Raw genomic sequence first — 13,930 nt, 5'->3', positions numbered from 1 at the left:
GCATGCGATCGACGCTTTCCTTCCTGCACGGCCTCCTGCTGTTCGCAGGCGCCGCGGGCGCCACCGACCTCGACACCTTCGACACGGCCGCTGGCTGGAAGGCCACGCATACCGACGACGTGAGCGCGACGCTGCGCGCGGTTCCGGGCAAGACCGGACAGGCCATTTGCCTCGCTTACGACTTCAACGGCGTCTCGGGCGCCGCGTCGATCCGCAGGACACTGCCCATCGATTTCCCGGACGGCTTCGCGCTGAGCTTCGACGTCCGCGGGCACATGCCGCCCAACACGCTGCAACTGAAGTTCATCGACGACAGTGGCGACAACGTGTGGTGGCTGCAGAAGCCTTCGTTCGTGCCGACCGACGCCTGGCAGACCATCGATGCGACCAGCCGTCAGGTGGAGTACGCGTGGGGCCCGATCAAGGACCGCACGTTGCGGCATACGCGCGAGGTGGAGTTCGTCATTTACAAGGAGGCACCCATAGAGCCGAGCGGGGGCGGGGGCGGATCGGCCGATACCGCGAGCACCCTTCGCGCGCCAGCGCGCTTCCCACAGGCGGCGCCTGCCGAGAACAAGGGCGAGGTGTGTTTCGACAACCTGCGCATCGTGCCGCGCCCGCCGGAGGCCGTGCCGGTGCAGCCACCGACGCCGAACGCGGTCTTCGAAGGTCGGGCGAAGGCGGTCCGCCGTGGCCTCTATCCGCGCGGTTTCTCGGGCGAGCAATCGTACTGGACGATCGTGGGCGTCGACGGCGGCAGCCGCGACTCCGCGCTGATCTCCGAAGACGGCGCGGTCGAAGTGACGCGCGGTGGCTTCTCCATCGAGCCGTTCCTGATCGAGCGCGGCAAGCTCGTCACGTGGGCCGATGTCACGACGACCCAGTCCCTGCGCGACCGCTATCTGCCGATCCCGTCGGTGCGCTGGCAGGCCGGCACGCTGTCGCTCACCACGATCGCCTTCGCGCAGGGCAAGGCAGGCGCTTCGCAGCTCGTGGTCGGCTATCGCGTCGCCAACGACGGCGACGCGCCGCGCGATGTGACGCTCGCGCTGGCGGCTCGTCCTTTCCAGGTCAACCCGCCGACGCAGTTCCTCAACGCGCCGGGCGGCATCAGCCGCATCGAAGACCTCGCCTTCGACGGCAAGGCGCTGACGGTGAACGGATCGCGCAAGCTGCTGCCGCTCCAGCGCACCACCGCGTTCGTCGCCAGCGCGAACGAGCCACGGACGCTGAGCGAGCGCCTCGACGCCGGCGAGCGGCCGACGACGACGTCGTTGCACGACGCTAGCGGTTTCGCGCAAGGCGCGCTGCTCTACGATGTGCGCGTTCCCGCGCACGGTCATGTCGATCTCGGTGTCGTCGTGCCAGTGAATCCCGCCGACGCGGTGGCGATGCCCGCCGACGCCGGACGCTGGATCGCCACGCATGCCGATGCGGTGGCTTCCGCATGGCGCGAGAAGCTTGATCGTGTATCCGTGACGGTGCCCGCCGTGGCGCAGCCCATCGTCGACACGATGAAGAGCGGCGTGGCGCAGATCCTGATGTCGCGTGACGGTCCGGCGCTGCAGCCAGGCACGCGTTCGTACTCGCGCACCTGGGTGCGCGACGGCGCGATGATGCTGGAGGGCCTGCTGCGCACGGGCCACGAGGATGTCGCGCGCGACTTCATCACCTGGTATGCGCCGCACCAGTTCTCCAACGGCAAGGTGCCGTGCTGCGTCGACGCGCGCGGTTCGGATCCCGTGCCCGAGAACGACAGTCACGGCGAGCTGATCTTCAGCGTCGCCGAGCTGTGGCGTTACACGCACGACCGCGCCACGCTCGCCTCGCTCTATCCGCATGTTCGCAAGGCGGTCGCGTACATGGAGACGTTGCGCGCGAGCGAGCGCCAGCCGTCGCGCCTCGGCGGTCCGGATCGCGCGCTCTATGGCCTGATGCCGGCGTCGATCAGTCACGAAGGCTACTCGGCGAAGCCGATGCATTCGTACTGGGACGACTTCTGGGCATTGAAGGGCTACGACGATGCGGTGCAGCTCGCGCAGGTGCTGGGCGAGCAGGGCGACGCCTCCGCCTTCGGCGGATCGCGCGATCAGTTCCGCGCCGACGTGCATGCGTCGATCGCCGCGGCAGTGAAGGCGAAGGGCATCGATTTCATCCCCGGCTCGGCCGAGCTCGGCGATTTCGACGCGACCTCGACGACGATCGCGCTCTCGCCGGGCGACGAGCAGTCGCGCCTGCCGAAGGCGCTCGTCGATGCGACGTTCGAGAAGTACTGGCAAGAGTTCGTCGCTCGCCGCGACGGCAAGACCGCCTGGAAGGATTACACCCCGTACGAGTTGCGGACCATCGCGAGCTTCATTCGTCTTGGGTGGCGCGATCGCCTCGACCAGCTCGTCGCGTTCTTCTTCGCCGACCGCCGGCCGGCGGCGTGGAACCAGTGGGCGGAAGTGGTGGGGCGCGATCCCCGGGAGCCGCGCTTCGTCGGCGACATGCCGCATGCGTGGATCGCTTCGGATTACGTCCGGTCGGCCCTCGACATGTTCGCGTACGACCGCGCGCAGGATGGCGCCATCGTCGTGGCGGCTGGCGTGCAGCCCGGCTGGCTCGCGGGCGAAGGTGTCGCCATCCGCGACCTGCGCACGCCGTATGGACGCTTCGGTTACACGCTGAAGGCCGTGAATGGAAAGGCGGTGCTGACGATCACGCAGCCGGTGAAGGCGCCGGGGGGTGTCGTGCTGTCGCTGCCGTCGGGCGAGGTGAGGGTGCCGGAAGGCGAGAGGTCGGTCAGCGCGCCGCTCTGACCTCGGCGCGCGGCTTCACCGGTTTCGGGCCCGCTGCCGCGGGATCGCCGATGCGATCGGCTCCCACCCGCACTTGGGTTAAGTTGCTACCGGAGGGTGGGAGCCGATCGCACCGGCGAATCAGTGCGTGGCCACTCGCGTCCGTAGCAGCGCGTCCACGGCCTGCTGCCATTCCGCCGAGCCCGGCGCCGCCTGCGGAGCCTCCTGTCCCAGCTTCCGATTGACCGCGGCGCTCCACTCCGCCGTCCCCGGCTGCGGGCCATGCCCGTCGTCGCTGACCGCCAGGGTCTTGTCCACCCACGCAAGCCACTCGGCCGATCCCAACGCGGGATTAGCCGGGGCGGTCTTGCCCGGCGCGGGCGAAGCGGCCGTCGTCGCGGCCGCGGGGGCCGTGTCCGCCGCGGGAGCGGTCGGCTCCGAATGCGTGCAGGCGGCGATGATGAAGGCGGTCGCGAGGGGGACGATCGTGAGCAGGAGGCGCATGGCCAATGAAATCCTTGCGAATGCGTAGGCCTGCGATGCTACGAAGCCCACCCAGACCCTTCCCTAAACGGCGTAGGGAACTTCCTACCTTCGTTCAGCTTCGGGCGGCGACCTCGTCGATGTGGCGCAGCAGGTCGGCGGGATCCTCGAAGACACGGTACGCACCCGCGCGCTCGAGTTCGTTCTCCCCATAGCCGCCGGACAGCAGGCCGATGCCCAGGGCGCGGGCGCGCTGCGCGGCCAGCATGTCCCATATGGCGTCGCCGATGACCATGGCGTCGCGGATGTCGGTGCCGAGCCGCTCCGCGGCCGTCACGAAGAGATCCGGGTCGGGCTTGGCGTGGCGGACCTGGTCCCGGGTCACCACCGGGACCTTGTTCGGATCGACGCCGAGGGCGGCGATGTTGTGCGCCGCGGTCTCCATGCGCCCCGACGTGGCGATCGCCCAGGGGATGTTCGCGTCGGTGAGCCATTTCAGCAGCGCGACCGCGCCGGGCAGCGGCTTCACGGCGCCCGCTTCCGCGAGGCGTCCGTACGCCGCGGCGTGGTTGCGGCGCAGGCGGTCGATGCGCTCCGGCGTGATCTCGGTGTTCGTCTCGCGGAGCAGGATGTCGGTGAACAGGCCACCGCTCATCCCGATCTTGCGATGGATCCGCCACACGGAAAGGTCGATGCCCTCCATGTCGAGCGACTCTTTCCAGGCGAGGACGTGCTGGTAGACGCTGTCGACGAGCGTGCCGTCGAGATCGAAGAGGAACGCATGTTTTTGTCTGGACATGCCGTTCAGGTTACGCGCCGGGTGGCGCGAGTGGCAACCTCGCGATCAACGTCAGAACTTGCCCGCGCGGAAATCCGCGATCGCCTCGTGGATCTGCGCCGGTGTGTTCATCACGAACGGGCCGTAGCGGGCGACGGGTTCCTTCAGCGGCCGGCCGGCGACGAACAGCGCGCGGCTGTGGCCATCGGCGACGAATTCCACCTTCGGGCCTCTCGACAGCACCGCCAGCTCGCTGCGGGCGACGGCTTCGCCCCCGATGCGCACGGCCTGGCCTTCGAAGACGTATGCGAAGGCGCTGTGGTCTTCCGGGACGTCCAGCTCGAATCGCGCACCGGGCTCGAGCGAGATATCGAGGTACACCGGCGCCGTGCTGATGCCGCTGACAGGACCCGTCTCGCCGGCGAGTTCACCGGCCACGATGCGCACCGTGACGCCTTCGGCGGGATGCACGACGGGGATCGCCGAAGGCGCGATGTCCTGGTAACGCGGCTCGACCATCTTGTCGGCGGCCGGCAGGTTCACCCACAGCTGGAAGCCCCACATGAGGCCCTCTTCCTGCTGCGGCATCTCGGAATGCAGGATGCCGCGGCCGGCGGTCATCCACTGCACGCTGCCCGGACCGAGATCGCCCGTGTTGCCGTGGTTGTCGCCGTGACGCATGCGCCCGGCGAGCATGTACGTCACGGTCTCGAAACCGCGATGCGGATGCTCCGGGAAGCCTTCGATGTAGTCGCCTGCCTGATCGGAGCGGAATTCGTCGAGCAGGAGGAACGGATCCAGCATGTCGAGGGCAGGCTGGCCGATCACGCGCTTGAGCTTCACGCCCGCGCCGTCGGCGGTGTCCATGCCGGCGACGCGGCGGACGATGTGACGATGAGTGGTCATGGTGGGCTCCGTGGTAGGCACCCAAGATGCCGCTTTCGCCGCCGCCAGAGAAGCTCCCACCGGTGAACGATGCGTTTCCGCCCTATGCGGCGAGCCGGTGCGGGCGACGCCGCGGCGTCAATGCACCCAATGCCCCGACCGCTGTCTCGGCGGGCCGTCCTCGCCTTCGACGCGCGGACGCGCAAGCGCCTTGAGTTCGTCCTCGTTCGGCGGATTCTCTCGCCAGTAGTTGCCGACCTGGTTGAGCACTTCCGGCAGCTGCCCGAGGCATTCGTCGTATTCGTCGTCGGTGAGCTTCTCGAACTCGGCGTCGGCCTGGAGCACGCCTTCGTCGACCGCGAGCGCCATGATCGGGCCGAGCAGCTGCATCAGGCCCGGATCCTCGGCCAGCCGGGTTTCCCACAGGCCGGCACGCATGTCGATGCCACGGCTGAAACCCTCGCACCAGCCGGCGGCCGACAGCAGCGGGCCTTCCTCGGTATCGATCTCGCCCAGGATCGGCTCGTAGGCGTCGACGTCCAGCTCGGCGCTGATCGAATCGTTGAGCTTGGCGAGCAGGGCGAGCACGCGGTTGCCCTCGTCCTCGTCGTCGAACGCGTCGTGCAGCACTTCGTGCAGCCATTCCTCGGGCTTGACCTCGAGCGGACCGATCGCTATCGCCGAGAGCAGCCCATGCACGCCGTCGAGCATGAGGGCGCCGTCACCGCCATGCGCGCGCAGGAAGGTGTCGAGTTCTTCGAGTTCCCTGTCGTCGAGGGAGCTCGGCCATTCGGACTTCGGTGTATTCAAAGGTTCAACTCCAGCGCGACGGGCGCGTGGTCGGACGGCTGTTCCCACTTGCGCGGCGCCTTGTCGATGATGGACGACGTCGCCACGGATTTGAGCGCATCGCTGATCAAGATGAGGTCGATCCGCAGGCCCATGTTGCGGCGGAACGCCGCCTGGCGGTAGTCCCACCAGCTGAAAAGGCCGGCATCTTCGGTGAAAAGCCGGAAACTGTCATGAAGGCCGACATCCAGCAGGGCCTGCAGCGCCGCGCGCTCCGGCGGGGAGCAGAAGATGTCCTCGCCCCAGGCCACCGGGTCGTAGACGTCGCGGTCGTCGCGGCAGATGTTGAAGTCGCCCAGCACCACGAGCTTCTCGTGACGTGCCCGCTCCTGTTCGAGGAAGTCGCGGACCTTCGCCAGCCAGTGCAGCTTGTACGTGTACTTCTCGTCGCCCAGCGCCTTGCCGTTGACGACGTAGAGGTTCACCACGCGGATGTCCCCGACCGTGGCGGCGAGGATGCGCCGCTGCGGATCGTCCAGGCCCTCGATGTCGGTGACGGCATCGGTGGGCTCGTCCTTCGCCAGGATGGCCACGCCGTTATAGGTCTTCTGCCCGGAATACACCGAGCGGTAACCCATGGCGGCGATCTCGTCGACGGGGAATTTGTCGTCGGTGAGCTTGGTTTCCTGCAGCGCGACGATGTCGGGCTGCGCCTCCGTGAGCCACTGCTGCAGGTGGGGGAGGCGAACCTTGAGGGAATTGACGTTCCACGACGCGATCTTCATCGCGCCATTGTAAAGGAAGCCGCGCGGCTTGCCGGAGCCGCGCGGCGGTGCCTCAGGCGAGGCCGTAGCTCTTGAGCAGGGCGTCCGGCTCGGGTCCGCGGCCGCGGAACGCCGTGAACGAGGCCAGCGCCGGGCGCGTCGCGCCCACCGCCAGCACCTCGCGACGGAAGCGCTCGCCCGTCGCGCGGTCCAGCACGCCGGCTTCCTCGAACGCCTCGAAGGCGTCGGCCGAGAGCACCTCGGCCCAGAGGTAGCTGTAGTAACCGGCCGAATAACCGCCCGCGAAGATGTGCGTGAACGCATGCGGGAAACGCTGCCAGGCCGGCGGATGCATCACGGCCACCTCGTGGCGAACCTGCTCGAGCACGTCGAGCGGACGGGCTCCGCGCTCCGGGTCGTACTCCAGGTGCAGGCGGAAGTCGAAGAGACCGAACTCCAGCTGGCGGACGAGGAACAGGCCGGCGTGGAAGTGACGCGCGGCGACCATGCGGTCGTAGAGATCGTCGGGCAGCGGCTCGCCGGTTTCGTAATGCCGTGCGAATTCGCGCAGGGCCTGGCGGTCCCACGCGAAGTTCTCCATGAACTGGCTGGGCAGCTCCACCGCGTCCCATTCCACGCCGTCGATGCCACCGACGGACGGGATGTCGACCTCGGTCAGCATGTGATGCAGGCCGTGCCCGAACTCGTGGAACAGCGTCAGCACGTCGTCGTGCGTGAGCAACGCCGGTGTGTCCGCGGTCGGCGGGGGGAAGTTGCAGGTAAGGAACGCGATCGGCAGCTGGAGGTGCTCGCCGTCGCGGAATCGCGAGGCGCACACGTCCATCCAGGCGCCGCCGCGCTTGCCCGAGCGGGCGTACATGTCGAGGTAGGCACCGGCGAAGACGCTGCCATCGGCGTTGACGACGTCGTAGTACTTGACGTCCTTGTGCCAGGTGTCGACATCGTCGCGCGGCACGAAGCGCACGCCGTACAGGCGCTCGACCACCATGAACAGGCCGTCGATCGCCGCGGATGCCGGGAAATACGGCTTGATCTGCTCCTCGTCGAGCGCGTACTTCTGCTGGCGCAGGCGCTCCGCGGCGAAACCGACGTCCCAGGGCTCCAGGTTGTCGATCTTCAGCTGCTCACTGGCGAAATGGCGCAGCTCTTCCAGTTCCTTCTTCGCCACGGGCTTCGCGCGCGCGGCGAGGTCGCGCAGGAAGTCGAGCACCACCTGGGGCGAGGCCGCCATCTTGGTCGCCAGCGATTCCTCGGCGGCGTTGGCGAAGCCGAGCAGCTGCGCGGCCTCGTGGCGAAGCGCCAAGATCTGCTCGATCCGCTCGCTGTTGTCGAACTTGCCCTTGTCGGGGCCCTGGTCGGAAGCGCGCGTCTGGTAGGCGTAGTAGACCGCCTCGCGCAGCTCGCGCTTTTCGGCATAGGTCAGCACGGCCTGCACGCTGGGCTGCTTGAGCGTGACCAGATACCCGTCCAGTTTCATCTCGCGCGCGTATTCGCGCAGCACGGCGCGGCCGGAGGCGGGGATGCCGGCGAGGTCGCGCTCGTCGGTGATGTGCATGTGCCACGCCTCGGAGGCGTCGAGCACGGCGTTCGAGAACTCGGTCGTCAGCTTGGACAGCGCCACGCCGATCTCGCGGAAGCGCGTACGGGCCGGTTCGTCGAGCGCCACGCCCGAAAGCCGGAAGTCGCGCAGCGCGTGCTCGACCGCCGCGCGGCCGGCGACAGGAAGCCCGGCGAAATCCGGGCGGTCGGCCACGGCCTGGACGGCCGCGTAGAGCTCGCGGTTCTGTCCGACCTCGATCCCATGGTCGGTGAGCTTTTCTTCGGCGGCGCCGTGCGCCTTGCGCAGGGCCGGGGTATCGGCCACCGAATGCAGGTGGCTGACCGGCGACCAGGCGTGGGACAGCGTCTGGTCGAGCCGCTCCTGGGCCAGGATCACGTGGTCGAAGTCGCGGATGGCGTCCGGCGCGGCGATCGCGTCGATGGCGGCACGCTGTTCGGCGATCAGCGCGTCGATGGCAGGCTCGACGTGTTCCGGACGGATGGCCGAGAACGCGGGCAGGCCGTTGGGGTCGAGAAGGGGGTTCGTGCTGGTGTCCATCGCGGATCTCCTGTCAGGCGGTCAGCGTGGTGTCCCGGGCCGCCCAAATCAAGCGGCGGTGTGTCATGGGGCCGTTGGAGCGGACCTCCCACAGCATCGCGGCCAGGTCCGCTCCTACCGGCGGGCGTCAGGCGAGGTAGTCGTCCTTGAGCCGCACGTAGTTCGCCGCGGAGTAATAGAGCTGCTCCACCTGCGCGTCCGAGAGCACCCGGACCATCTTCGCCGGGTTGCCAAGCCACAGCTCGCGCTCGCCGACCACCTTGCCGGGCGGAATCAGCGCGCCCGCGCCCACGAAGCCGTTCTTCTTCACCACCGCGCCGTCGAGCACCGTGGCGTGCATGCCGATGAGACAGCCATCCTCGATCGTGCAGGCGTGGATCACCGCGCCGTGCCCGATGGTGACGTCCTCGCCGATGAGGGTCGGGAAGCCGCCGGGCGTGTACGGGCCGTCGTGGGTGACGTGGATGATCGCGCCATCCTGCAGATTGCTGCGGGCGCCGATGCGGATGTGGTGGACGTCGCCGCGGGCGACGGCGCCGGGCCAGATCGACGCGTCGTCGCCCAGCTCGACGTCACCGATGACGGTCGCGGCCGGATCGACGTACACACGGGCGCCGAGGCGCGGGAGGATGCCCTTGAAGGGTCGGATGGAGTGGGTCATGGCGCCTAGTGTAAACGCCGGCGCCATGACCCCGGCGTTTACTGGAACGACCCGCCGACGATGCGGCCTTCGGCGTCGAGCTTCGGGAAATAGCGGCTGTTGTTCTGGCGCATCTCGCGCGTCGTCATCATGTCCGGGGTGACCAGGAGGACGTCGGGGTAGGCGGCATGGAACTGCTCGGGCGTCGGCTTCGTGGCGATGAAGGCGTCGAAGGCCTTCATGTCGGTGACGAATCCGGAGACGGGCTTCGGCTGGCCGGCCGGCGCGGTCTGGCAGGCGCTCAGGGTGGCGATGCCGAGGCCGGCGGCGAGGAAGAGTCGGATGTGACGGTTCATGGGTGAGGCTCCTTGCCCTGGGGTTGGGCCGCTATCGTAGCGTGATCCGGTGGGAGCGGACCCGGCCGCGACAGCTTCTCGCCCCGAGGCAACCGGCCCTGTTGCGGATCGCGGGCCGCTCCCGGGACAGCTACCCGTTGCGGCGGCGGATCTGCTCGGCCTTCGCCTCGTCCTCGGCGGTGACGACCTGCTGCTGCGCATCGAGCTTGGCGCCAAGAATGATCAAGGTGTAGTTGGTCGGGTCGAAGTCGCGCAGAAGCGCGATTTCCCGGCGGGCCTCTTCGAGCTCGCGGCGGTTGATCAGCCGTTCGATCTCCTGCGACGCGAAAGGCAGCGTCTCGCGAAGGGCGTCGAGCGCCGTGGCGTTCTCCGGCTCCAGCTGCACGACGCTGAGGTAGTACTCGTACGCGTTGTTACCCTGCGGGGCGACGAGGCGACCCTCGCGCGTGGCGTCTCGCGCCAGCCCCAGGAGGATGTCGACACCCGATTGCCCGGCGTCGGAGGACGACGGGCTCGACGTCGTGGCGCCGGCGGTTTCCGCGCCGGGATGACGGACATGCAGCGTGGCGTACGCCGCGACGGCGGCGAGCGCGACGACGAGGCCGCCGACGAGGGTGACCGCGCGGCGGGGAAGCGCGGCGTTGAATGGGTTGGACATGCACGGATCCGGGGGAACGACCCGCGACCAGGCCAGCCCCCTGTCGGCAGGCCCCGGCGGGCGCGCCATCTTCCCGCCCGATTGTTGCAGTTCCATGGCGTACTCACGCCGGACCATACGGAGACGCATGGCATGATGGATCACATATTCGTGCGATGCCCCTGCGTTTGGACGTCCAGATGTGACCCGCGTCCCGTTACGCGCGTGCGGCGACGGTTAGCTTTGCCGCACTGATAGCCCGGCGACGGCGTTGGAATCCGCACGGGATTCCGCACGGGGGGAAAGCCTGCGGCAGGGAACTCGGTGGGCAAACATCACTCACGCATAGGGAGCCATCACGATGTCACGCAGGTACCACACCTGGCTCGCGCTCGCGGGCCTGACGACGGGCTGCGCCCTGTCGTTACCGTCCGCCGCGACGGATCTGCAGCAGGCGACGCGATCCCTGCAACCCAAGGCCGTCGCGCGCGTCACGGGTCGCGTCGAGAGCGTATCGACGTTCGCGCTCCCCGGCACCGCGCCCACATCGGCCCTGGCGAGGCACGACGCCGGCGCGATCGCGCCGGCGCAGACGATCGACAACCTCACCCTGCTGCTCAAACGCGACGACGACACGGAGAAGGCGTTCCGCACGTTTCTCGCCGCGCAGAAGAATCCGGCCTCGCCCGAGTTCCACCACTGGCTCACCGCGAAGGAGCTCGGCGAGCGCTTCGGCCCCGCGCCGCAGGACGTCGAGAGCGTGCAGCAGTGGCTGCGCTCGCAGGGCCTGACCGTCGCGCGGGTGTCGAGCGACCGGATGCGCATCGAGTTCTCCGGCCCGGCCGCGTCGGTGTCGAAGGCCTTCGGCACGGAGTTGCGCCATTACGACGTCGACGGCCAGCGTCACTTCGCGGCCAACAGCGCGACGCGGGTCCCGGCGGCGTTGTCGACGGTGGTGCAGGGCGTGACGCTGCACGACTTCTTCCCGACGGCGCAGCATACGAAGGTCGGCACGAGCACCTTCGACGCGAAGGCGGGCAAGTGGTCCGGCGCCCAGACGGAAAGCCCGTCGTTCACGGTGCCGCCCGGGACGGCGAATCCGCACGTCTCGTACAACCTCGTCCCCGCGGACTTCGCGCAGGTGTACAACGTGAAGCCGCTATGGGAACGCTCGCAGCCGCTGCGCGGCGCCGGCCAGACCATCGCCGTGCTCGGCCGTTCGGACGTGCAGCCGCAGGATGTCGCCAGCTTCCGCAAGGCGTTCCTTCCCCCCGATGCGCAGGGCCGCTTCAGCATCCTCCATCCCACCTGGCGCGGCGAAGCGTGCAAGGCGCCGGGCCTGGCTGGCGACGAGGCCGAAGCCGCGCTCGACGTGCAATGGGCCGGCGCGGCCGCGCCGGACGCCGACATCGTCCTCGCCACGTGCGCCGATGAAGGCGCCACGTTCGGCGCGTTCCAGGCGGCATCGCGCCTGCTCGAGCCGGGTCCCTACGGCGAGCTGCCGCCGCCCGTCTGGAACCTGAGCTATGGCTCGTGCGAATCCGCCGATCCGTCCAACGCGTTCCTTGCCGACGTGCTCTGGTCGTCGGCCGCGGCCGAAGGCGTGACGGTCTTCGTGGCCTCCGGCGACGCCGGCTCCACCGCGTGCGACCAGGGCGCGCTGTTCTGGTCGACCTCGGGTGCGGCGGTCAACGGCCTGGCGTCGTCGCCGTCCGCGGTCGCGGTCGGCGGTACCGACTTCGACGATCTCGGCCAGCAGTCGCGGTACTGGACGTCGTCCAACCTCCCGTACTACCAGTCCGCGATCAGCTATATCCCGGAGATGACCTGGAACAACACGTGCGCCAGCAGCCATCTCTACACGCTGCTGGGCTACGAGGACGGCGTGACGGCGTGCAACGACGAGTACGGCCCCGGCGCCAGCTACACCCTCGTCGCTGGCGCCGGTGGCGGCGCCAGCATCACGCACGGGCAGCCGGTCGCGCAGATCGGCATCGCCGGATCGACGAACCACGCGTCGCGCACGCTGCCCGACGTCTCGCTGTTCGCCGGCAATGGCCTGTACGGCCATGCGCTCGTGTTCTGCATGTCCGACGCCGCCAACGGTGGCACGGGCTGCAACTTCGGCAAACCCAACGCGGTGTTCGCCAACTCGGCAGGCGGTACGTCGTTCGCCGCGCCGGCCATGGCGGGCGTGCAGGCGCTGATCAATCAGGCCTCGGGCGGCCGCAACGGCAACATGCTGCCGGCGCTGTACGGCGTCGCCGCACGCCAGTACGGCACGGTCGGGTCGCCGAACGCGGACGCGCTGCGCGCGTGCAATTCCAGCAGCGGCGCCACGATCGGCGCGGCGTGCGTGTTCAACAACGTGACCGAAGGCGACATCGTGCAGCCGTGCGGTGCCGGATCGCCGAACTGCGACACGGGCCGCAAGCTCAACAACGTCGTCGGCATCGTGCGCGCCGGCGACCCGACGACCAATACGCTGGTACCCGCATGGCAGGCCAACGTCGGTTACAGCATGGCGACCGGCCTGGGCACCATCAACGCCGCGAACCTCGTCGACGCGGTGGTGGACTGGAATGCTCCCGCTCGCCGCGCTTATACGACACCGGCGGACTACCTCGCCCTGAACCAGCTCTTCACCGGCGATGGTTACAGCGACTTCGCCTACGTCGATCCGACGCGACACGTGCTGCACTCCGTGGCGATGAAAGGCGCGGTCAGCCTGTTCGACGAGGGCCAGACGCTCCCGGCGGACCTCGACATCGTGACCTACGGCGACGTCGTTCCCGGCCTCGACGCGCTTTCGCTGCATTCGGGCGAACTGCTGCTGGTCGGCAGCGACAACCGCCTGCACGTCTGGGTGTCGGCGGCCACCGGCGGCTACTTCACGTTCACGGTGGCCGACCCGATTCCGGACAACTACCGCCTGCTCGGCGTCGGCGTCCATGACCCCAGCGGCGTGCAGAAGCTGATCTGGTACGACACGAAGACCTCGCGGATCGCGTGGTGGGCGCTCGATCTCGATCCGGCTACCCAGAACGACATCATCGTGGTCGGCAAGTCGTGGCCGGTCGACGGCATCGCGGGCGCGACGCCGACCCTCGCCGACGTGAACGGCGACGGCTATACCGACCTCGTCTGGACGGCGACGAACCGGACCGGCGTGGCGCTGTGGATCTCCAACCAGCACGGTGGATTCTCGAAGCGTGCGCTGGGCGATCGTGCCGCCGGCGACACGCTCTACGGCGTCGGCGACATCGACGGCAACGGCACCACCGACCTGATCTGGACGAACGCGGCCAGCGGCCAGCTGTCGTGGTGGACGATGGATGGCTTCCGCATCGCCGGGCGCGGCTCGGAAGCGATACCGGCCGGTCTGACCATCGCCGGCATCGGCGACTACGACGGCGACGGCCGTGCCGACATCCTGTGGCGAGACGCCGAAGACCGCATCGTCCAGTGGCAGCGCACGAAGACGGGCTTCGCATCGTTCCGTGTCGCCGACGCCTATGGCGAGCCGCTCGTCATCGGCAAGGACGCGACGATCCCCGCCAACCGCTTCCAGGGCGGCCGCCGCGTGACGCCGGCGCTGTAACCGACGCCGACCCGATGGTAGGAGCGCGCAGGGCGCGCTCCTACTAGCCACCATGGGCCTGGGCGGTGCCTAATGCCCTCACCTTCCAGGAAGAGGTG

General features: G+C 68.7%; 11 protein-coding genes. 2 read left to right on the top strand and 9 right to left on the bottom strand.

Translation table 11 applies throughout. The features are described 5' to 3' along the window. Positions 1–2: 2 nt before the first annotated feature. The gene (locus J2X58_RS14245; protein ID WP_310048982.1) at positions 3–2,801 is read left to right on the top strand and encodes a discoidin domain-containing protein; all 2,799 of its coding nucleotides are present in this window, start codon (positions 3–5) and stop codon (positions 2,799–2,801) included. Between the two features lie 120 nt (positions 2,802–2,921). Here the strand turns inward: J2X58_RS14245 and J2X58_RS14240 are convergent, their stop codons facing one another. From J2X58_RS14240 to J2X58_RS14200, 9 genes are all read right to left on the bottom strand, one after another. Next, entirely contained in the window at positions 2,922–3,284 is a 363-nt protein-coding gene (locus tag J2X58_RS14240) for a hypothetical protein (protein ID WP_310048980.1), read from the bottom strand. Positions 3,285–3,378: 94 nt separating this feature from the next. Next, positions 3,379–4,062 (bottom strand): HAD family hydrolase, encoded by a 684-nt coding sequence (locus J2X58_RS14235; RefSeq protein ID WP_090058002.1) that lies wholly within the window; start codon positions 4,060–4,062, stop codon positions 3,379–3,381. Positions 4,063–4,113: 51 nt separating this feature from the next. Next, positions 4,114–4,947 (bottom strand): pirin family protein, encoded by an 834-nt coding sequence (locus J2X58_RS14230; RefSeq protein WP_310048979.1) that lies wholly within the window; start codon positions 4,945–4,947, stop codon positions 4,114–4,116. Positions 4,948–5,064: 117 nt separating this feature from the next. Beyond that, on the bottom strand, positions 5,065–5,736 hold the full coding sequence (locus J2X58_RS14225; RefSeq protein WP_090175060.1) for a YecA family protein: 672 nt from the start codon (positions 5,734–5,736) through the stop codon (positions 5,065–5,067). Then, positions 5,733–6,500, bottom strand: a complete 768-nt coding sequence (gene xth, locus J2X58_RS14220) for an exodeoxyribonuclease III (RefSeq protein WP_310048978.1) — start codon at positions 6,498–6,500, stop codon at positions 5,733–5,735. Before xth ends, J2X58_RS14225 begins: the two co-directional genes overlap by 4 nt. 52 nt (positions 6,501–6,552) lie before the next feature. Further along, the gene (locus tag J2X58_RS14215; protein WP_310048977.1) at positions 6,553–8,598 is read right to left on the bottom strand and encodes a M3 family metallopeptidase; all 2,046 of its coding nucleotides are present in this window, start codon (positions 8,596–8,598) and stop codon (positions 6,553–6,555) included. Positions 8,599–8,725: 127 nt separating this feature from the next. Further along, a complete protein-coding gene (locus J2X58_RS14210) occupies positions 8,726–9,259 on the bottom strand; it encodes a gamma carbonic anhydrase family protein (protein WP_090058010.1) in 534 nt (177 codons plus the stop codon). Positions 9,260–9,297: 38 nt separating this feature from the next. After that, entirely contained in the window at positions 9,298–9,594 is a 297-nt protein-coding gene (locus J2X58_RS14205; RefSeq protein ID WP_090175057.1) for a hypothetical protein, read from the bottom strand. Between the two features lie 130 nt (positions 9,595–9,724). Continuing rightward, the gene (locus J2X58_RS14200) at positions 9,725–10,252 is read right to left on the bottom strand and encodes an energy transducer TonB (RefSeq protein ID WP_310048975.1); all 528 of its coding nucleotides are present in this window, start codon (positions 10,250–10,252) and stop codon (positions 9,725–9,727) included. A 340-nt stretch (positions 10,253–10,592) separates the two neighbouring features. Between J2X58_RS14200 and J2X58_RS14195 the strand changes: the two genes are divergently transcribed. Beyond that, positions 10,593–13,832, top strand: coding sequence for a protease pro-enzyme activation domain-containing protein (locus tag J2X58_RS14195; protein ID WP_310048974.1), 3,240 nt, complete (start codon positions 10,593–10,595; stop codon positions 13,830–13,832). Positions 13,833–13,930: the final 98 nt, after the last annotated feature.

Origin of the sequence: Luteibacter sp. 3190, from assembly GCF_031456385.1 — a bacterium.
GTDB lineage: Bacteria > Pseudomonadota > Gammaproteobacteria > Xanthomonadales > Rhodanobacteraceae > Luteibacter.
Note: the sequence above shows the minus strand (reverse complement) of the source record. Positions and strands in the feature narration are given on the sequence as shown.